Here is a 24,549-nt window from a genome sequence, read left to right on the forward strand (position 1 = left end):
GCGGGCGGACCCTGTTCGCTCAGTCCGTGACGTACGGGGCGTAGCCGACCGGGACCTCGGTCACCTGAAGATCGGAGAAGACCAGGGTGAGTCGGTGCGCGTTCGCCTCGATGAGCACTTCGTGGAAGTCGATTCCGAGCGATCGCGACCGGCGGCGGGCCGTCTCCGACCCGGGGACGAGCTCCGCCCCCGGGTACATGGGCTGGCATTGCACGCCCCAGACGTATCCGTCGAGGCCGGTGGCGGCCTCGTGGTCGATGAGGCGGTCGTCCAGGGAGTCCTACCAGGTCTCGGCCGGCAGGGAGGTCTCGCAGCGGGCCTCGACGCAGTACCGGAAGAGGTACCGCAGGTAGGCCGGCCGCACGCCGGTGCGGGGGTCCGCGGTCGCGTGGACGATGACCTCGTAGTCGCGCATGTAGTTGGTGTACGCGTGGTGCACCAGGGCGTGATCGAAAGTCTCGTCCAGCAATTGTTCGAGTACCGCGGTATCCATGGTGCAGTTTTATCCCGGGCCGCGGATTCTTCGGAAATGAAATAGCCGGAACGGCCGGTGCGGTCGGTATGGGGCGCGGCTCGGCAGGGGCGGTGGGCGGGCTGGGGGCGTAGCACCCGGCCGCCGGGGCGGGGTGTCCCATTCGCCCCGTTCACCGGGATTTCATGCTGCGTCGGGAGTGTCTTCGCCGACACGGAAAGGCGCCATGTGCGGTGCCTTGACGGCCAGTTGGGCACTCCCTATGGTCACCGCAGGACAAGGGACATCCTACGTCCTTGCCCGTTGGGGGTGACCCATGGCGTACGAGAGCTCAGTGCCGTACCGGGCCGGGACCGAGGGGTACACGAGCTTCCGGATCCCCGCCGTGGTCCGGGCGCGCTCCGGGGCCGTCCTCGCCTTCGCCGAGGGCCGGGTCTCGTCGGCCGCCGACTGGGGCGACATCGACATCGTGCTCAAACGGTCCCTGGACGGCGGCCGCACCTGGGGCCCGCTCCAGGTCGTCGGCCGTAACGGCACCGGCACCGCCGGCAACCCCGCACCGGTCGTGCTCGCCGGCGGCCGGGTGCTGCTCCTGCAGGTCCACAGCGCCGCCGACGCCACCGAGGCCCGCATCCGCCGCGGCCAGGTCCCGCCCGCCGACGGCCGGCGGGTCTGGCTCCAGCACAGCGACGACGACGGCGTGAGCTGGAGCGCGCCCCGCGAGATCACCGACCAGGCCAAGCTGCCGCAGTGGCGCTGGTACGCGACCGGGCCCGGCCATGCGTTACGCCTGCGCCGGGGCCCTTGCGCAGGCCGGCTGCTGGTCCCCGCCAACCACTCCACCCCGCCCACGAGGCCGGGCGACGACGGCACCGAGGCCCGCTACAACGGCGGCCACGCCCTGCTCAGCGACGACGACGGCGCCACCTGGCGGATCGGCTACACCGACGGTGACACCGACCTCAGCGTGGCTCCCAACGAGACCTGTGCCGCCGAACTCCCCGACGGCAGCGTCTATCTCAACGCCCGTACGGAAGCCGCCGCGGCGTGGCGCCGCGCCGATGCCGTCTCGACGGACGGCGGCGAACACCTCCTGGCGCCCTTCCGCCCTCAGGCCGGCCTCGCCGGGCCGGTCTGCCAGGGCAGCACCCTGCATCTGGACGGCTCCGGCACCCTGCTCTTCTCCGGCCCCGCACACCCGGCCGCCCGCGCCCTGATGGCCGTACGCGCCAGCCACGACGGCGGCCTGACCTGGAGGACCGCGCACACGGTCGGCGGGCTCCCGGCCGCCTACTCCGACCTCGTACGCCTCGACCGCGACAGCGTCGGACTGCTCTACGAGACCGGCGACTTCAGCGCGTACTCGACGATCACCTTCCGCCGCATCCCCGTGGAGGAGCCGACATGACCAGCAACCCCGTGCACCGCAGAACGGTCCTGGGCGGGGCGGCCGCCCTCGCAGCCGGTTTCGCGCTCGCCGGCTGCGGCGACGGCGACGACGGCCCGAAGCCCGAGGAGCGCCGGAAGGGGCAGAAGATCGAGCTGACCTTCTGGTCCTGGGTGCCCGGCATCGACAAGCCCGTCGACCGGTGGAACCGCGAGAACCCCGAGGTCCAGGTCAAGGTCGAGAAGGTGTCGGCCGTCAACGGTGAGCAGTACGCGAAGATGCACGCCGCCATCAAGGCCGGCAACCCGCCCGACCTGGGACAGATCGAGTTCCCGGTCGTCCCCAGCTTCCTGCTCGACAACGGGCTGCTGGACCTCGCCCCGCTCGGCGCCGCCCGTCACAAGGGCAGGTTCTTCGGCTGGCAGTGGCAGCAGTCCGTCTTCGGCAAGGGGATCTACGCCATCCCGCAGGCGTCCGGGCCGATGGGCCTGTTCGTACGCCAGGACCTGTTCGACAAGTGGGGCCTACGGGCCCCCGGGACATGGGACGAGTACGAGAGCGCCGCCAAGGCCATCCGCAAGAAGGGCGCCTGGATCGAGACCTTCGCCCCCACCAACGGCAACCGCTTCGCCGGCCTCGCCTGGCAGGCCGGCGCCAAGTGGTACGCGGCCGACGGGGACACCTGGATCGTCGGCATCGACGACGAACCCACCCGCAGGGTCGCCGACTACTGGGAGTCGCTGGTCAGGCAGAAGCTCGTCAAGACCATCCCGGACCGGCAGAACGCCTGGTACAAGGACCTCCAGACGGGAGCCATCGCGGCCTGGCTGGGCGCCAGTTGGGGCGATGCGCTGCTGTCCGGCAACGCGCCGGGCACCAAGGGGAAGTGGCGGGCCGCGCCGATGCCCCAGTGGAAGGCCGGCGAGAAGGTCTTCGCCAACTGGGGCGGCTCGACCACCGCCGTCTTCGCCAAGGCGCGCTACCCCAAGGACGCCCTGGAGTTCGCGGTCTGGCTCAACACCGACCCCGAGTCGATCGCCCTGCTGATCGACGGCGGCTACGGCTTCCCCAGCGCCAAGAAGGGCTACGCCACCGCCGACCTCGACGTCGACAAGCCGTTCTTCGGCGGTCAGGCCTACAGCAGGATCTTCGCGGACGCCGGTGCGCACGTCGACACCAGCTGGCGCTGGGGACCCGGCGTGGACACGCTCTACCAGCGGCTCGGCGACGCCTTCACCGATGCGCTCGCCGACGGCGGCTCCTTCCGCTCCGTGCTGAAGAAGGTGCAGGGCCAGACCCTCGCCGACCTCAAGGACAAGGGCCTGAAGGTGGAGAGCGGCGGGTGAGCCGCGACACGCTCGGCAGGACGGAGCCGGTCGCCGCCCCGGCGCGGGCCCCGCAGCGGCGCCCGCGCCGGGCCTCGCGGACCGAGGCCCGCAACGCCCGGGCCGCGGCCGGCTTCGTCCTGCCCTTCCTCGCCGTCTTCGCCCTCTGCTTCCTCGCCCCGATCGGCTACGCCCTCTACCAGAGCCTGCACCGGACCGAACGCACCGGCCCGCTCGGCCTCGGCGGCCGGGAGCACGAGGCGTTCGCCGGTCTCGACAACTACGCCCACGCGCTGTCCGACGACCGGTTCCTGACCGGCTTCGGCCGGGTGCTGCTCTTCGGCGCCGTGCAGATCCCGCTGATGATCGTGCTCGCCACCGCCCTCGCGCTGCTCCTGGAGAGCGCCTCCGCCCGCTGGGTGCCGTTCTTCCGCAGCGCCTTCTTCCTGCCGTACGGCGTGCCCGGCGTCATCGCCTCGATCCTGTGGGGGTTCCTCTACGTCCCCGGCATCAGCCCGCTGGTGAAGATCGCCGACTCCCTCGGCTGGCAGGTGGACTTCCTCTCCCGCGGCACCGTGCTGTGGGCCATCGCCAACATCGTCACCTGGCAGTTCACCGGCTACAACATGCTGGTCCTGATCGCCCAGCTCAAGGCCGTACCGGGCGAGCTGTACGAGGCGGCGCGGATCGACGGCGCGAGCGCCTGGCAGGTCGCCCGGCACATCAAGATCCCGCTGATCCGGCCGGCGCTGGTGCTCACCACCGTCTTCAGCATCATCGGCACCCTGCAGCTGTTCGCCGAGCCGATGGTACTGCGCCCGCTGGCCTCCTCCATCGACTCCGGTTTCACCCCCAACCTGCACGCCTACAGCGAGGCGTTCGTCGGCAACAACCAGCAGGTGGCGGCGGCGGAGGCGGTACTGCTCGCACTGGTGGCGTGTGTGCTGTCCTTCGGCTTCCTGCGGCTGGTCGGCGGGCGCGCGAAGGAGCGCGGATGACCCGGCCCCCGGTCCGCCACCGGATCATCACCGCCTCGCTCCTGACCCTCGCCGCGATCTACTTCCTGGTACCCGTCTACTGGCTGACCGTCTCCACCACCAAGAACAGCGCCGACCTCTTCGGCACCTTCGGCTTCTGGTTCTCCGACCGTCCGCGGCCCCTGGACCACCTCGTCGACGTCCTCACCTACGACCACGGGATCTACGCCCGCTGGTTCGCCAACTCCCTGCTCTACGCCGGGATCGGCGCGGTCTGCGCCACCCTGCTGTCCGCCGCGGCCGGCTACGCGCTGGCCAAGTTCCCCTTCCGCGGCCGGGAAGCGGTCTTCAACGTCGTCCTCGCCGGGGTCCTGATCCCCGGCACCGCGCTCGCCCTGCCGCTCTACTTCCTCTTCAGCGCGATGGGCCTGGCCAACACCTTGTGGGCGGTGCTGATCCCCAGCGCGGTCAGCCCCTTCGGCGTCTACCTCTGCCGGATCTACGCGGCCGCCGCCGTCCCCGACTCGCTCCTGGAGGCGGCGCGGATCGACGGCGCGGGCGAGGCGAGGATCTTCGGCGGGCTAGGGCTGCGGCTGATGACCCCCGCGCTGGTCACCGTCTTCCTCTTCCAGTTCGTGCACATCTGGAACAACTACTTCCTGCCGCTGGTGATGCTCTCCGACTCCGACCTCTATCCGATCCAGCTGGGCCTGACCTCCTGGACCGGTTACGCCGACCGCCAACCGGTGCTCTACCAGTACACGGTCGGCGGCGCGTTCTTGTCCGTGGTGCCGCTGATGGTGCTGATGACGGTGCTCCAGCGCTACTGGCGGACGGGGCTGACCGAGGGCAGCGTGAAGTCATGACCGCCGTGCCGGCGGCGCAGCACCGGCGGCCGTCACGCCGCACGACGTAACGGCGTGACAGGATCGCTGTCATGACTACTTCCGACGCTGCGCAGTCCCCGAATGCCGCGACCCGCGCCAAGGCCGCCCTCCAGCGCGACCCCTGGGACCTCCCGGACGTCTCCGGCCTCGTGGTCGGAGTCCTCGGCGGCACCGGCGACCAGGGCCGCGGCCTGGCCTACCGGCTCGCCGTGGCCGGCCAGAAGGTGATCATCGGCTCCCGGGCCGCCGAGCGCGCACAGACCGCCGCCGACGAGCTCGGCCTGGGCATCGAGGGCGCCGAGAACGCCGAGTGCGCCCGCCGCAGCGACGTGGTGGTCGTGGCCGTCCCCTGGGAGGGCCACGCCAAGACGCTCACGGCCCTGCGCGAGCCGCTGGCCGGCAAGCTCGTCGTCGACTGCGTCAACCCGCTGGGCTTCGACAAGAAGGGCGCCTACGCGCTCAAGCCGGAGGAGGGCAGCGCCGCCGAGCAGGCCGCCGCCCTGCTGCCCGAGTCCCGGGTCACCGCGGCCTTCCACCACCTGTCCGCGGTGCTGCTGCAGGACCCCGCGACCGAGCGGATCGACACCGATGTGATGGTGCTCGGCGAGTCCCGCGCCGACACCGACCTGGTGCAGGCGCTGGCCGCCCGCATCCCCGGGATGCGCGGGGTCTTCGCCGGCCGGCTGCGAGGCGCCCACCAGGTCGAGTCGCTGGTCGCCAACCTGATCTCGGTCAACCGCCGCTACAAGGCGCACGCGGGCCTGCGAGTCACCGACGTGTGACCCCCTGCCGCGCGGGGGCGGGTGGGGCGGGCTCCGGCGGTCCGGGGCATGGGGGACACTGGGAGGGATCGTGTGACCCCTCACCCAGGAGCCGACCCATGGCCCTCTTGCCCCCGCCCAGCCCGGCCCGGCGACTCGCCCTCATGGCCCTCGCCGTGTGCGTCCTCGCCGTCGCCGCGGCCGTCGTCTCCTTCGTGCAGGGCAGCTTCATCGGCATCGTCTGGGTCCTGCTGGCCGGTATCTCCAGCAACATGGCGTGGTTCTACGTGCGCAAGACGAAGCTGGAGCAGGCGCAGCGGGCCCAGGCCGCCGGCTGACGGACCCCGGTCAGGCCCCGGACGGCAGCAGCTGCGGCTCGCCCTGCCAGAAGCGGAAGAACTCCTGGCCCAGGTAGGTGTCGAGCTGCGAGACGCCCAGGCCGCGCAGGACCGCGTCGACGAGGTCGAAGAACACGTGGTTGACCTCCGGGACCCACAGCAGCCCGAAGACCGCCAGCAGCCCGAACGGCGCGAACGGCTCCACCTGCCGCCGCAGCTTCAGCGGCAGCCACGGTTCGAGCACGCCGTAGCCGTCGAGGCCGGGCACCGGCACGAAGTTCAAGATCGCGGCCGTCACCTGGAGCAGTGCGAGGAACGCCAGCGCGAAGCGGAAGGTGGCGGGCACTCCCGCCAGCCCGCCCAGCCAGAACGGCGCCGTGCACACCGCCGCGAACACCACGTTCGTCAGCGGTCCGGCCGCCGAGATCAGGCTGTGCCGCCAGCGGCCCCGGATCCGGCCCCGCTCGATGAACACCGCGCCGCCCGGCAGCCCGATCCCGCCCATGATCACGAAGATCACCGGCAGCACGATGCTCAGCAGCGCATGGGTGTACTTCAGCGGGTTCAGCGTCAGATAGCCCTTGGCCTCGACCGAGATGTCGCCGCTGTGCAGGGCGGTGCGGGCGTGTGCGTACTCGTGCAGGCACAGCGAGACCACCCAGCCGGACACCACGAACAAGAAGACCGCGAAGCCGGTGTTCGCGGCGAGGGTGCCGCTCCACACGGCCCACCCCGACACCGCCAGGACGGCGGCGAGCGCCAGGAAGACCGGGCTGACGCGGCGGTCGGCGGGCCGGATTGCTGTGGTCATGGTGCGGGCTCCCGAGAGTCTGGTGAGGGGCGGCCACGACCGTAACCGGACCACGGCGGCCGGCGCACGGGTCCCCCCACGCGGCATCGATACCCCGGCCCCCTCCCCGGGCCGCTGCCGGGGAAACGAAAACCGGTGGCGAAGGAGTTCCGTCCTTCGACGACAATGGCGTGGTGCGCTACGGAATGCTCGGCACCACCCAGGCCGACCGGGCCGACGGTACCCCCGTCCCCCTCGGCGGCGCACGCCTGCGCGCGCTGCTCGCCGCCCTCGCGCTGCGCCCCGGCCGCGTGCTCTCCCCGGACGTGCTGATCGCCGACGTCTGGGGCGCCGACCCGCCCGCCGACACGGCCGGCGCGCTGCAGGCCCTGATCGGCCGGTTGCGCCGGGCCCTGGGGCGCGCCGCCATCGCCTCGGTCGACGGCGGCTACCGGCTGTGCGCCGAGCCCGACACCGTAGACCTGCACCGCTTCGAGCGGCTCACGGCCGACGGCGGCCGGGCGCTCGCCGACGCGGACCCGTCCCGGGCCGCCGCCCTGCTCGACGAGGCGCTGGCGCTCTGGCGCGGCCCGGCCCTCGCAGACCTCCCCGACGCGCGGGTGGAGGCGGCCCGCGCCGAGAGCCGCCGCCTGGACGCCCAGCGCACCCGCCTCGCCGCGGACCTCGCCCTCGGCCGCGCCGAGCGGGCGCTGCCCACCCTCGTCGCGCTGTGCCAGGTCCACCCGCTCGACGAGCCCCTCCAGGCCCTGCGGCTGCGCGCGCTGCGCGCCGCCGGCCGCACCGCCCAGGCCCTGGCCGCCTATGAGGAGATACGCACCGGCCTCGCCGACCGCCTCGGCGCCGACCCGGGCCCGGAACTGCGCGCCCTGCACGCGGAGTTGCTGACCCCCGGCCCGGAACCGGCCGTAGCCCCCGCCGCCCCCGCCGCGCCGCCCACCGCGCGGCTCGACGCCGCACCGGCCCGCCCCGGCAACCTCCGGGCCCGGCTCACCTCCTTCGTCGGCCGGGACGCCGATCTGGCGGCGATCCGGTCCGATCTGGCCGAGCACCGGCTGGTGACGCTGCTCGGCCCCGGTGGCGCCGGCAAGACCCGGTTGTCGCAGGAGGCCGCCGAGGCCGCCGCGGCGGCGCTGCCGGAGGCCTGGCCGCACGGCGTGTGGCTGGCGGAGCTGGCTCCGGTGGACGATCCGCAGACCGTGCCCGAGGCGGTGCTGACCGCGCTCGGCGCCCGCGAGACCGTCGTCCGCGGCACCACCGCCGAGGGACTGCGCGCCGCCACCGACCCGACCGCCCTGGACCCGCTCGCCCGGCTCGCCGAGCACTGCGCCGGCCGCCGGATGCTGCTCCTGCTCGACAACTGCGAGCATGTGATCGGCGCCGCCGCCGAGCTCGCCGAGCGGCTGCTGGCGCACTGCCCCGGCGTGACGGTGCTGGCCACCAGCCGCGAGCCGCTGGCCGTACCGGGCGAGGTGCTGCGGCCGGTCGAGCCGCTGCCCGACCCGGTCGCGCTGCGGCTGCTCGCCGACCGCGGGACCGCCGCCCGCCCCGGTTTCCGGGTCGGGGCCGACGAGGAGACCGCGGCGGCCTGCGCCGAGATCTGCCGCCGTCTCGACGGGCTGCCGCTGGCCATCGAACTGGCCGCCGCCCGGCTGCGGCTGCTCTCCCCACGGCAGCTGGCCGACCGGCTCGACGACCGCTTCCGCCTGCTGACCAGCGGCAGCCGTACCCTGCTGCCCCGGCAGCAGACGCTGCGCGCGGTGGTGGACTGGTCCTGGGACCTGACCGACGAGCCCGAGCGGGCGGTGCTGCGCCGGCTGTCCGTCTTCGCCGGCGGCTGTGACCTCGCCGCGGCCGAGGAGGTCTGCGCGGGCGACGGCGTCGAGGGGTACGAGGTGGCCGGGCTGCTCGGCTCGCTGATCGACAAGTCGCTGGTGGTGGCGGCGCCGGCCGGCCGGGGCAGCGAGGAGCAGATGCGCTACCGGCTGCTGGAGACGGTGGGGGAGTACGCCGGTGAGCGGCTGGACGAGGCGGGGGAGCGGGCCGGCGCCGAGCGCCGGCACCTCGTCGCCTACCGCGAACTGGCCCGTACCAGCGACCCGTTGCTGCGCGGGCCCCGCCAGCGTCCCTGTATGGAGCGGCTGGAGCTGGAGCACGACAATCTGCGCACCGCGCTGCGCCGCGCCATCGCGGCCGGTGACGAGCACGAGGCGCTGTGCCTGGTGCTGTCCCTGTTCTGGTTCTGGTCGCTGCGCGATCACCGCAGCGATGCCCGCCACTGGGCCACCGCGGCCGCCGCACTCGGCCCCAACCCCTTTCTCCACCCCGTCGAACCAGCGCCCGAGCTGCACGAGAGGCCCATCGACAAGCCGCCGCCGATGGAACCCGAGCAGCTGACGGAGGCCCGCCGCGAGGTCCGTCTGGTCGCGCTGTCCAGCCTGGACAGCGACATCCAGGCCCTGCGCGACCCGGAGATGCAGGAGGAACTGGCCGGCGTCCTCACCGCGTACCGCGCCGGCCTGCCGCAGACCTGCCGGGTGCCCGGTGTGATGTGGCACTACGCGGTGCTGCTGACCGGGCAGCTCGACCAGCTGGCGGAGCTGGTCGACAGCGGGGTGCGGGCCTGCCGCGACCGGGGCTACGCATGGGAGCTGGCCTACGTCCTGCAGCTGCGCGCCAAGATCTTCAACGACCATGCGGGCGGGCTGCCCCAGGCGGCCCGGGACGCCGACGAGGCGCTGCGGATCTTCCTTCGGGTCGGCGACGCCTGGGGTGCGGCCGAGGCGCTGTCGGGGCGGGCCGAGACCCATGAGAAGCGCGGCGCCTACGAGCTCGCGGCGGGCGACTACCGGGCGGCGATGGTGCACGCCGAGGAGGTGGGCGCCCACGGCCAGACCCTGCTGCTGCGCGGCCGGCTGGGCGCCGTACTGATCGAGGACGGCCAGGGCGAGACCGGCGAGCGGATGCTGCGCGAGGTGCTGGCCGAGACCGCGAAGGGCAACAGCGGCCGGGACACCGAGCCGTTCGCGCGGCTGTCGCTGGCCATGCGGCTGTCCGTGACGGGCCGGTTCCAGGAGGCGCGCGAGGAACTGTTCATGGTGCGGGAGCTGTTCACCTCCCGCGCTCCGGACATGTTCGTCGGGCTCCTGGAGGCGTCGCTGGTCTCGGTGGATCTGGAGGAGGGCCTGACCGAGGGGCTGCTGCCGAGGTTCCGCAAGGCCTTGGAGATGATGCAGGAGCCCCTGGCGCGGATGGTCGCCCCGGATCTGCCCGTACTCCAACTCCTCGGCGGCGCCCGGGTGTTGATGGCGGTGCACGGCGAACGGGCCGGCCGGGACGCGGCGCGCCTGGTGGGCGCGTACGACGCGCTGCGGGTCGTCGACCATGTCCCGCCGATGATCATCCGCGACGACCGGGCCCGTACCGAGGCGGCGGCCCGGGCGCTGCTGGGCGATGACGCCTATGACGCCGCGTACGCCGAAGGCGGTGGCCTCTCCCTCGAAGAGGCCACCGCTCTCATCTGACGCGAGCCGGGCGAATGGCCGTCCTACGGGGAAGCCCCCCGTAGGACGCGCGTCAGGTCTTCTTGCGGAACTTCGCCACCGCGAGCGGCATCGTGATCGCCGTGATGGCGACCGCCCAGGCGACGGTGACCACGGTCGGGTGCGCCACCGCGCCCTGGCCGTTGATCAGCGCGCGGGCCGCGTCCGCCAGGTTGGACAGCGGGTTGACGTCGGTGAACCCCTTCAGCCAGCCGGGCATGTCCTTGGTCGGCGCGAAGATCGACGAGCCGAACTGGAGCGGCATCAGCACCATCATCGCCACGCCCTGCACCGCCTGCGGGGTCTTCATGGCGAGACCCAGCAGGATGAAGATCCACATCAGGGCGGCGCCGAAGACCGTGGACAGCACGATCGCGCCGACGAACTCCAGCATGCTGCCGCGGACTTCGAGGCCGATCAGGAAGCCCATGCCGAGCAGGATCGCGGTGGCGATCAGCATCCGGCCGATCTCGACCACGATCTTGGCTATCAGGACCGAGGACCGGGCTATCGGCATGGTCCGGAAGCGGTCCATCACGCCCTTGCGGAAGTCCTCGTTGACGCCCGTGCCCACCGCCATGGCGATGTTCATGCCCATCATCGCCATCATGCCGGGCACCAGATACTGGACGTACTGCTGTTGGTTTCCCTTGCCGAACATCGCGCCGCCGAAGACGTACACGAACAGCAGGATGAAGATGACCGGCATCAGCAGGACGTCGAACATCGACTCGGGATCCTGCTTGATCTGCAGGGCGTTGCGCCGCACCAGCGCGCCGATGTGCCGCAGATTGGCCCGCAGGCCGATCCGGCCCTCGTCGGCGCCGGGCTTGGCGAGCGGCGCCGTGATCGTCGCGGCACTCATGCCGACACCTCCGCGTAACTCCGGTCCATGACGTCCTCGGCGGCCTCCGAGGTCTTCTGGCCCGTGATGGCCAGGAACACCTCGTCCAGGCTGGGCAGATGGGTGGATATCCCGGCGAGCGCGAAGCCCCGCCGGCCGAGCACGTTGACCACCGCGGTCAGCTGTTCGTCGCTGATGATCGGGACGTTGACCACACCCCCGTCGTGGTCGGCGGTCGCGCCCGCGATGCCGTCCAGCCCGGCCTGGGCGATGGCGCCGACCATCCGGTCCAGCTCGCCGGGGTCCGACGGCCGGATCTGCAGGGTCCGCCCGCCGACCTTCGCCTTCAGCTCGTCGACCCGGCCCTCGGCGATCACCCGGCCGCGGTCGATGACCGTCAGCTCGTCGGCCAACTGCTCGGCCTCTTCCATGTACTGGGTCGTCAGCAGCACCGTCGCGCCCTCGCGGACCATCCGCTGGACCTCCTCCCACACCTCGTTGCGGGTGCGGGGGTCCAGGCCGGTGGTCGGCTCGTCCAGATACAGCACGGCCGGGCTGCCGATCATCGAGGCGGCGAGGTCCAGCCGGCGGCGCATACCGCCGGAGTACTTGGCCGCGGGCCGCTTGGCGGCCTCGGTCAGCGAGAACCGCTCCAGCATCTCGTCCGCGCGGCCGCGGGCGTCCTTGCGGGACAGATCGAGCAGCCGCCCGATCATGTAGAGGTTCTCCCAGCCGGAGAGCTTCTCGTCGACCGAGGCGTACTGCCCGGTCAGGCCGATCGTGCGGCGCAGCGCGCGGGGCTGGCGCACCACGTCGAAGCCGGCCACGACGGCGCTGCCGGCGTCCGGCACCAGGAGGGTGGACAGGCAGCGCACGAGCGTCGTCTTGCCGGCGCCATTGGGGCCGAGCACGCCGAGCACGGTGCCTTCCTTCACGTCCAGGTCCACCCCGTCGACGGCCTTGACGTCGCCGAAGTGCTTGACCAGACCGCGCACCTCCACGGCGTTGCCGCCCCTGGTGGTTATCGTCTGTCGCGTCATGCCCTCAAAGATGCCAGCGGCCACTGACAACCCGCCGACAGACCGCCGACAGCGCGGACGGGCCGCCGACGGCCGCACCGGCGGACTGGGCGGGGCACTACGGCGACGGCGGCCGGAACGCGCGGTTCCGGCCGCCGGGCCGATCGTTGCAGAGGAAGGCGTGCCTAGTGGAAGGTGTGCTCCTCGGCGGGGAACGCACCGCCGACGACCTCCTGCGCGAACTCCTTCGCCGCACCGCCGAGCAGCTCCCGCATGTTCAGGTACTGCTTGACGAACTTCGGCACCCGGCCCGCGGTCATACCGGCCATGTCGGTCCACACCAGCACCTGCGCGTCGCAGTCCAGGCCCGCGCCGATGCCGACCGTCGGGATGTGCAGGGAACGGGTGACCTCGGCGGCCAGCTCGGCCGGGACGGCCTCCAGGACGACCGCGAACGCCCCCGCGTCCTGCACCGCCTTGGCATCGCGCAGGAGCTGCTGCGCCGCCTCCTCGCCGCGGCCCTGTACGGGGTAGCCGCCGTAGGCGTTGACCGACTGCGGGGTCAGCCCGACGTGCGCCATCACCGGAATGCCCGACGAGACCAGCAGCTCCACCTGGTCCGCGGAGCGCTCACCGCCCTCCAGCTTGACGGCGCCGACGCCCGCCTCCTTCACCAGCCGGGTGGCGCTGCGCAGCCCTGGACCGGCCCTTCCTGATACGAGCCGAACGGCAGATCGCCGACGACCAGGCTGCGCTTGGTGCCCCGGACCACCGCGGCGGACAGCAGGGTGATCTCGTCCATGGTGACCGGGACGGTGGACTCGTAGCCGAGGTGGCAGTTGCCCATCGAGTCGCCCACGAGCAGGACCGGGATCCCGGCCTCGTCGAAGACGGAGGCGGTCATCGCGTCGTAGGCGGTGAGCATCGGCCACTTCTCGCCGCGCTCCTTGGCGGCGGCGATGTCGCGGACGGTGATCCGGCGCGAGCCGGTGCCTCCGTACAGCGACTTGCTGCGCTCCGAAGCGGGCTTCGCGGTGGACCCCGGGGTGGCCCCGGCGGCCGGCTCGGGAGCAGGCGAAAGCTGCGTCATGGTGACGGCTCCTGTTCGTCATCTCGAGGCACCCTGACGGTGTCCCCGGACTCCCCACCATGCTGGCACGGCCCGCACGCAAAGGAAAAGGGAGGGGCGCGGCAGGCTCCTGTCACCGGCCGGCCGGGCAGGTCGCTCATCGGGCCACGCCGGGCGACCCGGCGCTTTTCGATACGGAACGGCCCCGTATCGAAATGCGTTAGGGTGTCGCCATGGCCACCTCATCCACCCCATCCGCCCCGGGGGAACCACCCGCCCGGCAGGTCCCCGACCGCATCCACCGCCGCCGCTGGGCGATCCTGTGCACGCTGATGCTCAGCCTGCTGATCGTGGTGCTGGACAACTCCATCCTCAACGTCGCCATGAAGACGATCGCCACGCCGTCGCCCACCGGCCTCGGCGCCACCCAGGGCGAGCTGGAGTGGGCGATCAACGCCTACACGCTGGTCTTCGCCGGGCTGCTGTTCACCTCCGGCCTGCTCGGCGACCGCCTCGGACGCAAGAAGGTGCTGCTCTTCGGCCTGGTGGTCTTCGGCGCCGGCTCGGTGCTCGCCGCGTTCGCCGGCTCCCCCACCCAGCTGATCGCCTTCCGCGCCCTGATGGGCCTGGGCGGCGCGTTCGTGATGCCGGCCACCCTCGCCGTCCTGATGAACGTCTTCGAGCGCGACGAGCAGCCGAGGGCGATCGGCGTGTGGGCCGGCGGCGTGGGCCTGGCCATCGCCATCGGACCGATCGCCGGCGGCCTGCTGCTGGACCACTTCTGGTGGGGCTCGGTCTTCCTCGTCAACGTCCCCATCGTGCTGATCGCGCTGATCGCGATGCTGATCCTGGTGCCCGACTCCAAGGACCCCAGCCCCGGAAGGCTGGACCCGGTCGGGGTGGTGCTCTCCGTCGTCGGCCTGGTCCTGCTGGTCTACGGGATCATCAAGGGCGGCCAGCTCGCCGACTTCACCGACCCCCAGGTGTTCGGCACCATCGCCGGCGGCCTCGCCGTGCTGGCGGTGTTCGTGCTGCACCAGAAGCGCAGCGACCACCCGTCCATCGACATCGGCTACTTCCGCAGGCCCGCGTTCTCCGCCGCCGTCGCCGCCATCGCCCTGGTCTTCTTCGCGCTCATGGGCGTCACGTTCTTCATCGTCTTCTACGTCCAGAGCGTGCGCGGCTACACCCCGTTCCAGTCCGGCCTGCTCCTCCTCCCGCTGGCCGCGGCTCAGCTGGTCTTCGCGCCGCGGGCCCGGCTCGCCGTGGACCGCTACGGCGCCCGCGCGGTGTGCACCGCCAGCATGCTCGTGGTGGCCGCCACCATGGCGGGCCTGCTGCTGATGGACACCGACACCCCGATGTGGGTGATGGAGGTGCTGTTCTTCCTCCAGGGCGCCGGCATGGCGCACATCATGCCGCCGGTCACCGTCGCGATCATGCAGTCGCTGCCGCGTGAGAAGGCCGGCTCCGGCTCGGCGCTCAACAACGTCTTCCGGCAGGTCGGCGGCACCCTCGGCGTCGCGGTCCTCGGCTCGCTGCTGTCCACGACCTACCGCGACGGCATCCAGCACAAGCTCGACGCCCTGCCCGGCGTGCCCGCCGGCGCCCGGCACGCGGCCGGCGAGTCCATCGAGGCCACCCTCGGCCTCGCGGACCGGATGGGCGCCGCGGGCCGGCCGCTGGTCAGCGCCGCCCACGACGCGTTCGTCCACGCCATACACGTCACCGCCCTCGGCTCGGCCGCCGTCTCGGTGATCGGTGCCCTGGTCGTGCTGGCCTTCCTGCCGGGCAAAATGGGACCGGCGCCGCGGTCGGCGGAGCCGCAGGACGAGCGGAAGGCGGGCGCAGCGCGATGACCCGGGCGGCGCAGGACCCCGAGGCGACGGCGGGCCGGGCGGAGCCGGGGCCGGCGACCGCCGGGCGGCGCGGGCGGCCGCGCAGCGCCGAGGCCGACTCCGCCATCATCGAGGCGGTGCTGCGCCTGCTGGAGGACGGCGTCTCCATAGGCGAGTTGTCCATGGAGCGGATCGCCCGCGAGGCCGGCGTCGGCAAGGCCACGGTCTACCGCCGCTGGCCCGGCAAGAGCGCCCTGATGCTGGACGTCATGCGGTCGCTGGACGCCCAGAGCCCGCGACTGGCGGGCGATTCGGTCCGCGACGACCTGGTCTGCCTGCTGGAGTTCCTGCGCCGCCGGGGGCTGGCCAAGCGCAACTCGGCGCTGCTGCGCACCCTCGTCAGCCATGTCCAGGCCCAGCCCGAGCTGTGGGCCGAGTACCACGACACCGTTGTACGGGCCCGCCATGAGGCGCTCCTCGGCGTCCTGCGGCGCGGTGTGGCCAACGGCGAGATCCGCACCGACCGCGATCTGGAGACCGTCGCCGACCTCTTCGTCGGCCCGATGCTGGCCCGCGCCATGCTCCACGAGCACAAGGAACTGCCCGAAGGGCTCGCCGAGGACATCGTCGACATGGTCCTGGAGGGCGTACGGCCCGCCCCCCGGGCGGCGGCGGGCTGAACCCGGCCACCCCGGCCACCCCGGTCGCAGCGGTGGGCGCGCGGCCGACACCGGCCGAGCCCGTCGTGTACACCCCGCGGACACCTCGCGAACACCGCCGCGAAGGACGCTCATATGACCGGATCATGCCCGTTGTGTCACAGCATCCGTCACGAACCCCGGGACCGGAACCCCGACCCGCCGCCGCGCCGTCCTCACATCCAAGAAGGCGCACCACGGATCTAAGAAAGTGCGTTATGGCGATCGCCTAGGGTCGTGGACCACAGGCGACGTGCGCACCGGAGCAAGGCAGTGAGGACAGCTACATGGCGCAGGCATACATGACGGAGCCGGGACAGGGGCAGGGGCCCGAGCGGGCCGGTTCCCGGGCCGGACGCCTGCGGAACTGGTGGCGCCCGGAGGGGATGTGGCGGCGCGGCATCGTGCTCGCGGTGCTCGCCGTACTGCTCGGGCTGCTGATGATCCTGCACGCCCGGATCCCCAACGCCGTGGGAAACATGGGCAGTCTGCTGGAGACGTTCCTGCCGTGGCTGGGCCTGTGCATCCCGCTGCTGCTGCTCGCCGCGGTCCTGCGCCGCTCCATGACGGCGCTGATCGCCCTCGTCCTGCCGGTCTTCGCGTGGGTCAACCTCTTCGGCGGCCAGATCACCGACAAGGCGGGCGCCGGCGGCAATCTCACCGTCGTCACCCACAACGTCGACGCCGGCAACCCCGACCCGGCGGCCACCGCCAGGGACATCGTGGCGTCCGGCGCCGACGTGGTGGCCCTGGAGGAGCTGACGGGCGAGGCGCTGCCCACCTACCGCCAGGGCCTGGCGAAGGCGTACCCGTACCACACCGTGCAGGGCACCGTCGGCCTGTGGAGCAAGCGCCCGCTGTCCGACGCCCGGCCGGTGGACATCAAGATGGGCTGGACCCGCGCGCTGCGCGCCACCGTCACCGCCGCCGACGGTCAGCGGTTCGGCGTCTACGTCGCGCATCTGCCGTCGGTGCGGGTCAAGGTCGAGGCGGGCTTCACCGCGGGCCAGCGCGACGGCAGTGCCGAGGCGCTGGGAGAGGCGATCGCCGCCGACCCGGTGCACAAGATCATGCTGCTCGGCGACCTCAACGGGACCATGAACGACCGTTCGCTCGCCCCGGTCACCTCCCAGATGCGCTCCGCCCAGGGAGCGGCCGGCGACGGCTTCGGCTTCAGCTGGCCGGCGGCGTTCCCGATGGCCCGGATCGACCAGATCATGATGAAGGGGATGGACCCGGTCAAGGCGTGGGTCATGCCGTCGACCGGCAGCGACCACCTCCCGGTCGCCGCCTCGGTCAAGATCTGACCGAGGCCGACGGGCGGCGGGCCGGCTGGGGCGGACGGGGGCCGGCTGAGGCGGACGGGCCGACGCCGGCGGGCCGCGCCGACGAGCTGCCGAAACGTAGCCGTCATGCCCCGTTCCCGCTGCGGAATACTCGGGCTGAGAGACTTTGTTCCGTAAGAGAACTTACCTGTCCCCTTACGGACGTCCCCTGAAAGGTCTGGGTCTTTCATGCCCTTGGCTCTGCTCGCGCTCGCGATCTCGGCCTTCGGTATCGGCACCACGGAATTCGTGATGATGGGCCTGCTGCCCAACGTCGCGGACGATCTGGGCACGTCCGTGCCCACCGCCGGCTACCTCGTCTCCGCCTACGCCCTCGGCGTCGTCATCGGCGCCCCGCTGCTGACCGCCCTCGGCTCCCGCATCCCGCGCAAGCGGATGCTGGTGCTGCTGATGGCGGTCTTCACGGTCGGCAACCTGGCCTCCGCCCTGGCCCCCGGCTTCGGCACGCTGATCGCCGGGCGGCTGCTGGCCGGCCTCCCGCACGGCGCGTTCTTCGGTGTCGGCGCGGTGGTCGCGGCCCGGCTGGTGCGCGAGGGGCGCCAGGCCCGCGCGGTCGCCACCATGTTCCTCGGCCTGACCATCGCCAACATCATCGGCGTCCCCGCCGCCACCCTCCTCGGCCAGCGGTTCGGCTGGCGCGCCACCTTCCTGATCGTGGCCGCCATCGGCCTGGTCGCGATGGCCGCCCTGGCCCGGCTGATCCCGCCGCTGCCGGCGCAGGAGCGCACCGGCCTGGCCCGCGAGCTGCGCGCCCTCGGCAGCCGTCAGGTCCTGCTCGGCCTGCTGACCACGGTCTTCGGCTTCGCCGGCATCTTCGCCGTCTACAGCTACCTGGCCTCGATGATGACCGAGGTGACCGGCTTCGCCGAGAGCTCGGTCCCGCTCGTCCTGGCCCTCTTCGGCATCGGCATGACGCTCGGCGCCCTCGCCGCGGGTCCCCTCACCGACCGCGCCCTGCGGCCGACCCTGTACGGCTCGCTGGCGGCGCTGGCCCTCGTCCTCGCCGCCTTCCACTTCACCGCCCAGGTCAAGTGGGCCGCCCTGGTCACCGTCGTCCTCATCGGCGCGGTCGGCTTCCTGACCACCACCCCCCTGCAGATGCTGGTCATGAACAAGGCCCAGCAGGCCCCGACGCTGGCCGCCGCCTCCAACCAGTCGGCCTTCAACCTGGCCAACGCGGGCGGTGCCTGGGTCGGCGGCCTGGCCCTGGCGGCCGACTGGGGCTGGACGTCCCCGACGCTGGTCGGCGCGGTGCTGGCCGCCGCCGGCCTGGCCGTCGCCGTCGTGGCGGGTCTGCTGGACCGGGGGGCCAAGGACGCGTCCCGCATCGTGGCGCGCAGCCGAGAGGCGGCCGCGGAGGCCGGTGCGACCGCCGGGTAGGCCCGCCGCAGGCCCTTCCGGCCCCGGCCCATCGGACACGCCCTGGGACGCCGCCCCGCCGGGTGCCGGGCGAGGGCCCGTCAGCTCCCTTCCCGCCAGCGGTTGGTGATCGGCAGGCGGCGGTCCTTGCCGAAGCCCTTCGTGGAGATCTTCGGGCCGGGCGGGTACTGGCGGCGCTTGTACTCGGCGTGGTCGACCATCCGCAGGACGCGGGTGACCAGCGCCTCGTCGAAGCCCTGGGCGATGATGTCCTCGCGGCCGCGGTCGCGGTCGACGTAGAGCTCCAGGACGCGGTCGAGGACGTCGTAGTCGGGCAGCGAGTCGGTGTCGACCTGGCCGGGGCGGAGTTCGGCGCTCGGCGGCTTGGTGAGGGTGTTCTCCGGGATCGGCGGGGTCTGGCCGCGGTCGGCGGCGGCCTCGTTGCGCCAGCGGGCGAGCTGGTAGACGACGGACTTGTAGACGTCCTTGATGGGGCCGTAGCCGCCCACCGAGTCGCCGTAGAGCGTCGAATAGCCGCAGGCCAGCTCGGACTTGTTGCCGGGGGCGAGGACCAGGTGGCCCTCCTGGTTGGAGATGGCCATCAGGGTCGTACCGCGCAGCCGGGACTGGAGGTTCTCCTCGGCGAGGCCGGTGAGGGAGAGGGACTCCATGTACGCGTCGAACATCGGGCCGATCGGGACCGTGCGGAAGGACAGGCCCGTACGGCGGGCGAGTTCCGCGGCGTCGGTGAGGGAGTGGTCGGAGGAGTAGCGCGAGGGCATCGCCACGGCGTGGACATGGGCGGGGCCCAGCGCGTCGCAGGCGATCGCGGCGACCAGCGCGGAGTCGATCCCGCCGGAGAGGCCGAGCACGACGCTGTGGAAGCCGTTCTTGGCGACGTACGCGCGCAGGCCGACGACCAGCGCGGTGTAGACCTCTTCGAGGTCGCCGAGGCGTTCGGCCTGCCCGCCGGGGGTCTCGGCGGGGTAGGGCGGCAGCGGTTCGGGGGAGAGGGTGAGGTGGTCGACGCGCAGGCCGTCGTCCAGGACGCCGCAGGGGGGTTCGGGCGCCGCGGCCGGCAGGTCGAGGTCGACCAGGACGCAGCCCTCCGCGAACTGCGGCGCCCGCGCGATCACCCCGCCGTCCTTGTCGACGACGATCGAGTCGCCGTCGAAGACCAGCTCGTCCTGGCCGCCGATCATCGCCAGATAGGCCGTGGTGCAGCCGGCCTCCTGGGCGCGCTTGCGGACCAGCTCCAGGCGGGTGTCGTCCTTGTCCCGCTCGTACGGGGAGGCGTTGATGGACACCAGCAGCCCGGCGCCCGCGCTGCGGGTCGCCGGGACCCGGCCGCCGTCCTGCCACAGGTCCTCGCAGATGGCGAGCGCGACGTCGACGCCGTGCACCCGTACGACGGGCAGCGTGTCACCGGGCACGAAGTAGCGGAACTCGTCGAAGACGCCGTAGTTGGGAAGGTGGTGCTTGGCGAAGGTGAGCGCCACCTCGCCGCCGTGCAGCACGGCCGCGGCGTTCTGGGGCGCGCCGGCGGGGCGTCCGTAGCGCGGCCCGGCCTGCTCGCCGCGGTCGAGGTAGCCGACGACGACGGGGAGGCCGCCCAGGCCCTCGTCGGCCAGCCGCCCGGCCAGCGTCCGCAGCGCGACGCGGCTCGCCTCGACGAACGACGGGCGCAGCGCGAGGTCCTCGACGGGGTAGCCGGTCAGCGCCATCTCGGGGAACGCGACGAGGTGCGCGCCCTGGCCGGCGGCGTGCCGGGTCCAGTGCACGATCGTCTCCGCGTTCTGGGCGAGATCGCCGACACAGGAATCGATCTGATTGAGGGCGAGACGAAGTTGAGGCACCCCGCCAGTGTAATCGTCTTTCTGACGCAATGGGTGGCCCGCGGGCTTCGCGGGCCACCCTCCCCCCGAGCTCTCAAGGAGCGGGGGGACCCCCATCGGTGACCGGACCGGCTGCTCGGCCGAGGGGGCGGGTGCCGTCGGTCACTTCGGCAGCCGGTAGCCGAGGACCGTCATCATCCCGGACTCCGAGTGGTAGATGTTGTGGCAGTGCAACATCCACAGGCCCGGGTTGTCGGCGTCGAAGTCGACGGCGAGCTTCTTGCCCGGCAGCATGATCGTGGTGTCCTTTCGGGGGCCGCCGCCGGGCAGCGCGAAGGTGTGTCCGTGCAGATGCATCGGGTGCCACATCTTGGTCTTGTTGCGGAAGACGATCCGCACCCGCTCGCCCTGCTCCACGGGGTACCGCTGCGAGGGGGTGTACGGCTTCCCGTTGATCGCCCAGTTCCACTTCTCCATCGTGCCGGTGAGGTTCATCTTGATGGTGCGGTCGGGTTCGCGGCCGTCGAGCAGGCACGATTCGTCGCCCTTGAGGTCGCCCGCGCTGATCCCCCCGCTGCGCAGCTCCTTCGGGCGGATCTTGGAGTCGGGGGCCTCGCCGCTCCCGGTGCGCAACAGGGCCTGCGCGGTCTGGTTGTTCTTGCCCGCGGAGAGCGCGGTGAACGGGAAGACCCCGTCCTTGGCCGTGACCAGGACGTCGTAGCGCTCGGCCATGCCGATCAGCAGGCTGTCGGTCTTCTGGTGCGTCACCGGGAAGCCGTCGGTGTGCGTAACGGTCATCTGGTGGTCGCCGAGCGCGACCCGGTAGGCGGTGTCGCCGCTGGCGTTGATGATCCGGATCCGGATGCGGTCGCCGGGCCTGGCGCGGAAGGTTTCGCGGTCGTCGCGCGTCTTGCCGTTGATCAGGTGGTACGGGTGTTCGACGGTGCCCGAGAAGTCGTCGTCCATCCGGCCCATGTTCTTCAGCATCCGGGACGCGGCGGCGCGGGAGCGGCTGTCGCTCCGGTGCGTCATCTGCAGCTCGCCATGGCCCATGGGACCGCCGGGCTTGTCCTTGTTCAGCTCGGCCAGGATCGCGTCCGGGGTGACCCCGTCGACCCCGTCGAGCCAGTCGTCGATCACGATGATCCACTCTTTGTCGTACGAGAGCGCCTCTTCGGGGTCGTCGACGATCAGCGGTGCGTACAGCCCGCGGTCCACCTGCACGCCGACGTGCGGGTGGAGCCAGTGCGTACCGGGCGTGGAGGCGGCGAAGAGGTAGTTGAAGGAGTGGCCGGGCCTGACCTCCCGCTGGGTGATGCCGGGGACGCCGTCCATGTCGTTGCGCAGCTGCAGCCCGTGCCAGTGGACGGTGGTGGACTGCGGGAGGCGGTTGCGCAGGGTCAGCGCGATCCGCTCACCCGCGGTGACCCGGATCGCCCGGCCCGGCAGTCTGTCGCCGTACGCCCAGGTGTTGACGATCACGCCGCCCAGGTCGAGCTTGGTCTCGGAGGCGGTCAGCGAGAAGGCCCGGACGGGGCCCTTGCCCCGCTCGCTCTCGGTCTCGGCGACCTGTGCGCCGGAGGGGGAGACATAGCCGGACGGGGGGCGGTCGTCGCGGCCGTGGGGGGCGCCCCCGCCGTGCCTGGTGTCCGGGGCGGTGGATGCGAGGGATCGGGGGGCCAGCAGCCCGCTTCCGGCGGCGGCGAGTCCCGCGCCGAGCACGGCGCGGCGGGAGTGCGTACGCATAGGGAAAGCACCTCGTGGCGATGTCGGTGTGAAGTGTGGTCTGTTCGGGGGCGCCGCCGCGGACTCCGGAGCGTCGGCGGCGGGCGCTCCTACACGCGCGGCACCGACAGTGGGGCGAGGAGTTGGGGACGCGGCGGCGCGGATATTGGCCACTGGCCGCGCAGCAGCCGGGTGCGCAGGGCCGTGCGGGTCGGGGAGGTCAGGGGGTCGGCGACCTGGGCGGTGAACCACGGCAGGCAGCCGCGGCACGCGGCGGCCTCGCCCTGTTCCCGCATCGCGGACCTCCCGACGAAATGACCCATGGGCGGCCGCCCCGCGGACCGCCGCCATTGGAATCTACCCCCGAGGGGTATGGGTCTCCCAGCGCTGTCCGCCGAACGGAGTGGCGCCTGCATATCCTGGGCCTCCACCCGGGACAGCGCGACCCGCAACCGACAGCAACCCACAACGGCTCCGCCCTGGCCCATGCCCACGTACCCGAGACGGATGGCCTTGACCCGCACCCGCCGCTCCGCCGCCGCCCGCCGCCGGGTGGCCGCCGCCCTGCTGCTGCTCGGCGCCGCCGCGTACACCGCGTGGGTGCTGGAGGTGGTGCTCGCCACCGGCCTCGATCCCGTGCAGGCGTACGTCAGTGAGCTGGCCGCCGCCGATCAGCCGCTCGGCGGCCTCTTCCGCGCCACCGACCTCCTCGCCGGTCTGCTGGTACTGGCCGGTGCGGTGACCGCCCTGCCGACGACCGGGCGCGGAGCCTGGGCGACGGCCGGCTGGGCCGCGCTGGCGCTCTTCGGCGCCGCCACCGCGGTCGACTCCCGGCTGCCGCTGAGCTGCGCGCCGACCAGCGATCCGGCGTGCGCGGCCCGGGAGACCGCCGGGCTGGTGCCGGCCACCCACACCGCGCACGCCATCAGCAGCTCGTGCGCGATGGTCGGCGCGCTCGCCGCGCTGGTCCTGCTGACCTTCGCCGCCCGGCGCCACGACCGCTGGCCGCCGCTGGGCCGCTTCGGCCCCGCCCTGGTGCTCGCCGAACTGGCCGCCACCCTCTGGACGCTGGCCTCCGTCGCGGCGTTCAGCGCCGGCCGGGGCACCTGGGCCCTGGGCGCCGGCCAGCGGCTGCAGGTCCTGCTGGTCGCCCTGTACATCGCGCTGCTCGCGGTCTGCGTGGCCAGGTCCGGGCCCGCAGGAGCGGCGGGAGAACGGGCATCGGCGAAGCCGGCACCCCAAGAACCCGCAGCAGGACGAGGAGACCGATGAACCGACACCCGCGCCCGCTGCCCGCCCCCGGCCGGTTCCTGCGCGTCGACGGCGTCGCGCTGCACGTCCTGACCGAGGGGAGCGGCCCGGTCTGCGTCCTGAGCGGCGGTCTGGGGATGGCCTGGTTCGACTGGGACGCGGTCGCCGCGCTGCTCGCCCCGTACCGCACCGTCGTCCGCTTCGACCGCCCCGGACTCGGTCTGAGCGCCCCGGCGCCCGCGCCGCCCACCGTCGCCGCCGAGGCGGACCGGCTCGCCCACCTCCTCGACGCGCTCGGCCACTTCGGCCCGGCCACCGTCGTCGGTCACTCGCTCGCCGGGTTCCACGCCGAGGCGTTCGCCCGGCTGCACCCGGCCCGCTGCGCCGGGCTCGTCCTGGTCGACGGCAGCATCGAGGACGATCCGCGGCCCCGGCTGCCGCGCGCGGTGCGCACCGCTTGGGCGGGCGGCCTGGCCGGCGCGCTGTCCGCCGCCGGGCTGGCGCACGTACTGGGACCGGCGACCCGCCGCCTCATAGGGCGCGCCGCGACCGTCGGCAGCCATCCGGCGCACCCGTGGGAGCGCGCCGGCTACCGCACCAGCCGGGTGGTGCGGGCCTGCGCCCTGGAGAACGCGACCTACCCCTACCAGGCCGCCGAGCTCGCGGCGCTGCGCGGGGACCGTGTGCTGCCCGACGTGCCGGTGACGGTCCTGGCGGCGTACGACGGCAGCGAGACGGCCGGGCAGCTGCGCTGGCTGGAGCGGCAGCGGGCGCTCGCCGCGGAGCTGGGCGGCCGGTTCGCGGTCGCCGCGCCCGCGGGTCATCTCGTGATGGCCGATGTGCCGGAGTCGGTGGCGCAGGCGGTGCTGGACCTGTCGGGGACGGGGCGCGACGCGACGGCGCCGTTCGCCTGAGTCCCGGCCGCGCGCAGGGCGCGGAAACGTGAGAACGCGAAAATGCAAGCCACCGCCCCCTCAACAGCGGGTCAACGACACCTCCGGCCCGCTTCAAGATCGGGCCAAGCCCCCCGATTGGCATGGCCGGCCGCGCTGAGCGGGCGCACCGTGG

At 72.7% G+C, this 24,549-nt stretch carries 19 protein-coding genes and 2 pseudogenes; 13 read left to right on the top strand and 8 right to left on the bottom strand.

Annotation, left to right across the window (positions count from 1 at the left end; genetic code table 11):
• Positions 1–19 precede the first annotated feature (19 nt).
• Positions 20–493, bottom strand: a pseudogene (locus tag AC0680_RS27455) (YxiG-like protein).
• Positions 494–788: 295 nt separating this feature from the next.
• Between AC0680_RS27455 and AC0680_RS27460 the strand changes: the two are divergent.
• The 6 genes from AC0680_RS27460 (at position 789) to AC0680_RS27485 (ending at position 6,147) form a co-directional block, all read left to right on the top strand.
• Positions 789–1,880 (top strand): sialidase family protein, encoded by a 1,092-nt coding sequence (locus AC0680_RS27460; protein WP_478633666.1) that lies wholly within the window; start codon positions 789–791, stop codon positions 1,878–1,880.
• On the top strand, positions 1,877–3,205 hold the full coding sequence (locus AC0680_RS27465) for an ABC transporter substrate-binding protein (protein WP_478633669.1): 1,329 nt from the start codon (positions 1,877–1,879) through the stop codon (positions 3,203–3,205). The genes AC0680_RS27460 and AC0680_RS27465 overlap by 4 nt, the downstream gene beginning before the upstream one ends.
• On the top strand, positions 3,202–4,182 hold the full coding sequence (locus tag AC0680_RS27470; RefSeq protein ID WP_478633671.1) for a carbohydrate ABC transporter permease: 981 nt from the start codon (positions 3,202–3,204) through the stop codon (positions 4,180–4,182). Before AC0680_RS27465 ends, AC0680_RS27470 begins: the two co-directional genes overlap by 4 nt.
• Entirely contained in the window at positions 4,179–5,027 is an 849-nt protein-coding gene (locus AC0680_RS27475; RefSeq protein WP_478633673.1) for a carbohydrate ABC transporter permease, read from the top strand. The genes AC0680_RS27470 and AC0680_RS27475 overlap by 4 nt, the downstream gene beginning before the upstream one ends.
• A gap of 71 nt (positions 5,028–5,098) precedes the next feature.
• The gene (gene npdG / locus AC0680_RS27480) at positions 5,099–5,830 is read left to right on the top strand and encodes an NADPH-dependent F420 reductase (RefSeq protein WP_478633676.1); all 732 of its coding nucleotides are present in this window, start codon (positions 5,099–5,101) and stop codon (positions 5,828–5,830) included.
• Between the two features lie 98 nt (positions 5,831–5,928).
• Positions 5,929–6,147: a hypothetical protein gene (locus tag AC0680_RS27485; RefSeq protein WP_468980449.1), complete on the top strand. Its 219-nt coding sequence runs from the start codon at positions 5,929–5,931 to the stop codon at positions 6,145–6,147.
• 10 nt (positions 6,148–6,157) lie between these two features.
• Here the strand turns inward: AC0680_RS27485 and AC0680_RS27490 are convergent, their stop codons facing one another.
• On the bottom strand, positions 6,158–6,958 hold the full coding sequence (locus AC0680_RS27490; protein WP_478633679.1) for a site-2 protease family protein: 801 nt from the start codon (positions 6,956–6,958) through the stop codon (positions 6,158–6,160).
• A 173-nt stretch (positions 6,959–7,131) separates the two neighbouring features.
• On the opposite strand from AC0680_RS27490, the gene AC0680_RS27495 reads away from it, so the two are divergent.
• A complete protein-coding gene (locus tag AC0680_RS27495; RefSeq protein ID WP_478633681.1) occupies positions 7,132–10,479 on the top strand; it encodes an AfsR/SARP family transcriptional regulator in 3,348 nt (1,115 codons plus the stop codon).
• Positions 10,480–10,531: 52 nt separating this feature from the next.
• Here the strand turns inward: AC0680_RS27495 and AC0680_RS27500 are convergent, their stop codons facing one another.
• The 3 genes and pseudogenes from AC0680_RS27500 to panB form a co-directional block, all read right to left on the bottom strand.
• Complete coding sequence (locus AC0680_RS27500; RefSeq protein ID WP_478633685.1) at positions 10,532–11,362, bottom strand: ABC transporter permease; 831 nt, start codon at positions 11,360–11,362, stop codon at positions 10,532–10,534.
• On the bottom strand, positions 11,359–12,381 hold the full coding sequence (locus AC0680_RS27505) for an ATP-binding cassette domain-containing protein (protein ID WP_478633686.1): 1,023 nt from the start codon (positions 12,379–12,381) through the stop codon (positions 11,359–11,361). Before AC0680_RS27505 ends, AC0680_RS27500 begins: the two co-directional genes overlap by 4 nt.
• 164 nt (positions 12,382–12,545) lie before the next feature.
• Positions 12,546–13,450, bottom strand: a pseudogene (panB, locus tag AC0680_RS27510) (3-methyl-2-oxobutanoate hydroxymethyltransferase).
• A 212-nt stretch (positions 13,451–13,662) separates the two neighbouring features.
• Here panB and AC0680_RS27515 point away from each other — a divergent pair.
• The 4 genes from AC0680_RS27515 (at position 13,663) to AC0680_RS27530 (ending at position 18,691) form a co-directional block, all read left to right on the top strand.
• Complete coding sequence (locus tag AC0680_RS27515; RefSeq protein ID WP_478633688.1) at positions 13,663–15,288, top strand: MFS transporter; 1,626 nt, start codon at positions 13,663–13,665, stop codon at positions 15,286–15,288.
• Positions 15,285–15,947 carry a TetR/AcrR family transcriptional regulator gene (locus tag AC0680_RS27520; RefSeq protein WP_478633691.1) on the top strand — a complete coding sequence of 221 codons (663 nt, stop codon included), beginning with the start codon at positions 15,285–15,287 and terminating at the stop codon, positions 15,945–15,947. The genes AC0680_RS27515 and AC0680_RS27520 overlap by 4 nt, the downstream gene beginning before the upstream one ends.
• 320 nt (positions 15,948–16,267) lie before the next feature.
• Positions 16,268–17,272 carry an endonuclease/exonuclease/phosphatase family protein gene (locus tag AC0680_RS27525; RefSeq protein ID WP_478633770.1) on the top strand — a complete coding sequence of 335 codons (1,005 nt, stop codon included), beginning with the start codon at positions 16,268–16,270 and terminating at the stop codon, positions 17,270–17,272.
• Between the two features lie 207 nt (positions 17,273–17,479).
• On the top strand, positions 17,480–18,691 hold the full coding sequence (locus AC0680_RS27530) for an MFS transporter (protein WP_478633693.1): 1,212 nt from the start codon (positions 17,480–17,482) through the stop codon (positions 18,689–18,691).
• Positions 18,692–18,771: 80 nt separating this feature from the next.
• On the opposite strand, the gene AC0680_RS27535 is transcribed toward AC0680_RS27530, so the two are convergent.
• The 3 genes from AC0680_RS27535 to AC0680_RS27545 form a co-directional block, all read right to left on the bottom strand.
• Positions 18,772–20,526, bottom strand: coding sequence for an NAD+ synthase (locus tag AC0680_RS27535; protein ID WP_478633696.1), 1,755 nt, complete (start codon positions 20,524–20,526; stop codon positions 18,772–18,774).
• A gap of 141 nt (positions 20,527–20,667) precedes the next feature.
• Positions 20,668–22,251, bottom strand: coding sequence for a multicopper oxidase family protein (locus AC0680_RS27540; protein WP_478633699.1), 1,584 nt, complete (start codon positions 22,249–22,251; stop codon positions 20,668–20,670).
• 89 nt (positions 22,252–22,340) lie between these two features.
• Complete coding sequence (locus AC0680_RS27545; RefSeq protein WP_478633702.1) at positions 22,341–22,526, bottom strand: hypothetical protein; 186 nt, start codon at positions 22,524–22,526, stop codon at positions 22,341–22,343.
• Positions 22,527–22,737: 211 nt separating this feature from the next.
• On the opposite strand from AC0680_RS27545, the gene AC0680_RS27550 reads away from it, so the two are divergent.
• Both AC0680_RS27550 and AC0680_RS27555 read left to right on the top strand, forming a co-directional pair.
• Positions 22,738–23,502 carry a DUF998 domain-containing protein gene (locus AC0680_RS27550; RefSeq protein ID WP_478633705.1) on the top strand — a complete coding sequence of 255 codons (765 nt, stop codon included), beginning with the start codon at positions 22,738–22,740 and terminating at the stop codon, positions 23,500–23,502.
• Positions 23,499–24,395 (top strand): alpha/beta fold hydrolase, encoded by an 897-nt coding sequence (locus tag AC0680_RS27555; protein ID WP_478633707.1) that lies wholly within the window; start codon positions 23,499–23,501, stop codon positions 24,393–24,395. The genes AC0680_RS27550 and AC0680_RS27555 overlap by 4 nt, the downstream gene beginning before the upstream one ends.
• The last annotated feature ends 154 nt before the right edge of the window (positions 24,396–24,549 follow it).

It is taken from the genome of Streptomyces sp. NPDC043738 (assembly GCF_056436545.1).

Bases quoted from the DNA above. Each gene is read 5' to 3' on its own strand.
- AC0680_RS27540 (WP_478633699.1), bottom strand. From the start codon at position 22,251: ATGCGTACGCACTCCCGCCGCGCCGTGCTCGGCGCGGGACTCGCCGCC.
- npdG (WP_478633676.1), top strand. From the start codon at position 5,099: ATGACTACTTCCGACGCTGCGCAGTCCCCGAATGCCGCGACCCGCGCC.
- AC0680_RS27505 (WP_478633686.1), bottom strand. From the start codon at position 12,381: ATGACGCGACAGACGATAACCACCAGGGGCGGCAACGCCGTGGAGGTG.
- AC0680_RS27465 (WP_478633669.1), top strand. From the start codon at position 1,877: ATGACCAGCAACCCCGTGCACCGCAGAACGGTCCTGGGCGGGGCGGCC.
- AC0680_RS27475 (WP_478633673.1), top strand. From the start codon at position 4,179: ATGACCCGGCCCCCGGTCCGCCACCGGATCATCACCGCCTCGCTCCTG.
- AC0680_RS27490 (WP_478633679.1), bottom strand. From the start codon at position 6,958: ATGACCACAGCAATCCGGCCCGCCGACCGCCGCGTCAGCCCGGTCTTC.
- AC0680_RS27515 (WP_478633688.1), top strand. From the start codon at position 13,663: ATGGCCACCTCATCCACCCCATCCGCCCCGGGGGAACCACCCGCCCGG.
- AC0680_RS27525 (WP_478633770.1), top strand. From the start codon at position 16,268: ATGACGGAGCCGGGACAGGGGCAGGGGCCCGAGCGGGCCGGTTCCCGG.
- AC0680_RS27500 (WP_478633685.1), bottom strand. From the start codon at position 11,362: ATGAGTGCCGCGACGATCACGGCGCCGCTCGCCAAGCCCGGCGCCGAC.
- AC0680_RS27485 (WP_468980449.1), top strand. From the start codon at position 5,929: ATGGCCCTCTTGCCCCCGCCCAGCCCGGCCCGGCGACTCGCCCTCATG.
- AC0680_RS27545 (WP_478633702.1), bottom strand. From the start codon at position 22,526: ATGCGGGAACAGGGCGAGGCCGCCGCGTGCCGCGGCTGCCTGCCGTGG.
- AC0680_RS27520 (WP_478633691.1), top strand. From the start codon at position 15,285: ATGACCCGGGCGGCGCAGGACCCCGAGGCGACGGCGGGCCGGGCGGAG.
- AC0680_RS27550 (WP_478633705.1), top strand. From the start codon at position 22,738: ATGGCCTTGACCCGCACCCGCCGCTCCGCCGCCGCCCGCCGCCGGGTG.
- AC0680_RS27460 (WP_478633666.1), top strand. From the start codon at position 789: ATGGCGTACGAGAGCTCAGTGCCGTACCGGGCCGGGACCGAGGGGTAC.
- AC0680_RS27530 (WP_478633693.1), top strand. From the start codon at position 17,480: ATGCCCTTGGCTCTGCTCGCGCTCGCGATCTCGGCCTTCGGTATCGGC.
- AC0680_RS27555 (WP_478633707.1), top strand. From the start codon at position 23,499: ATGAACCGACACCCGCGCCCGCTGCCCGCCCCCGGCCGGTTCCTGCGC.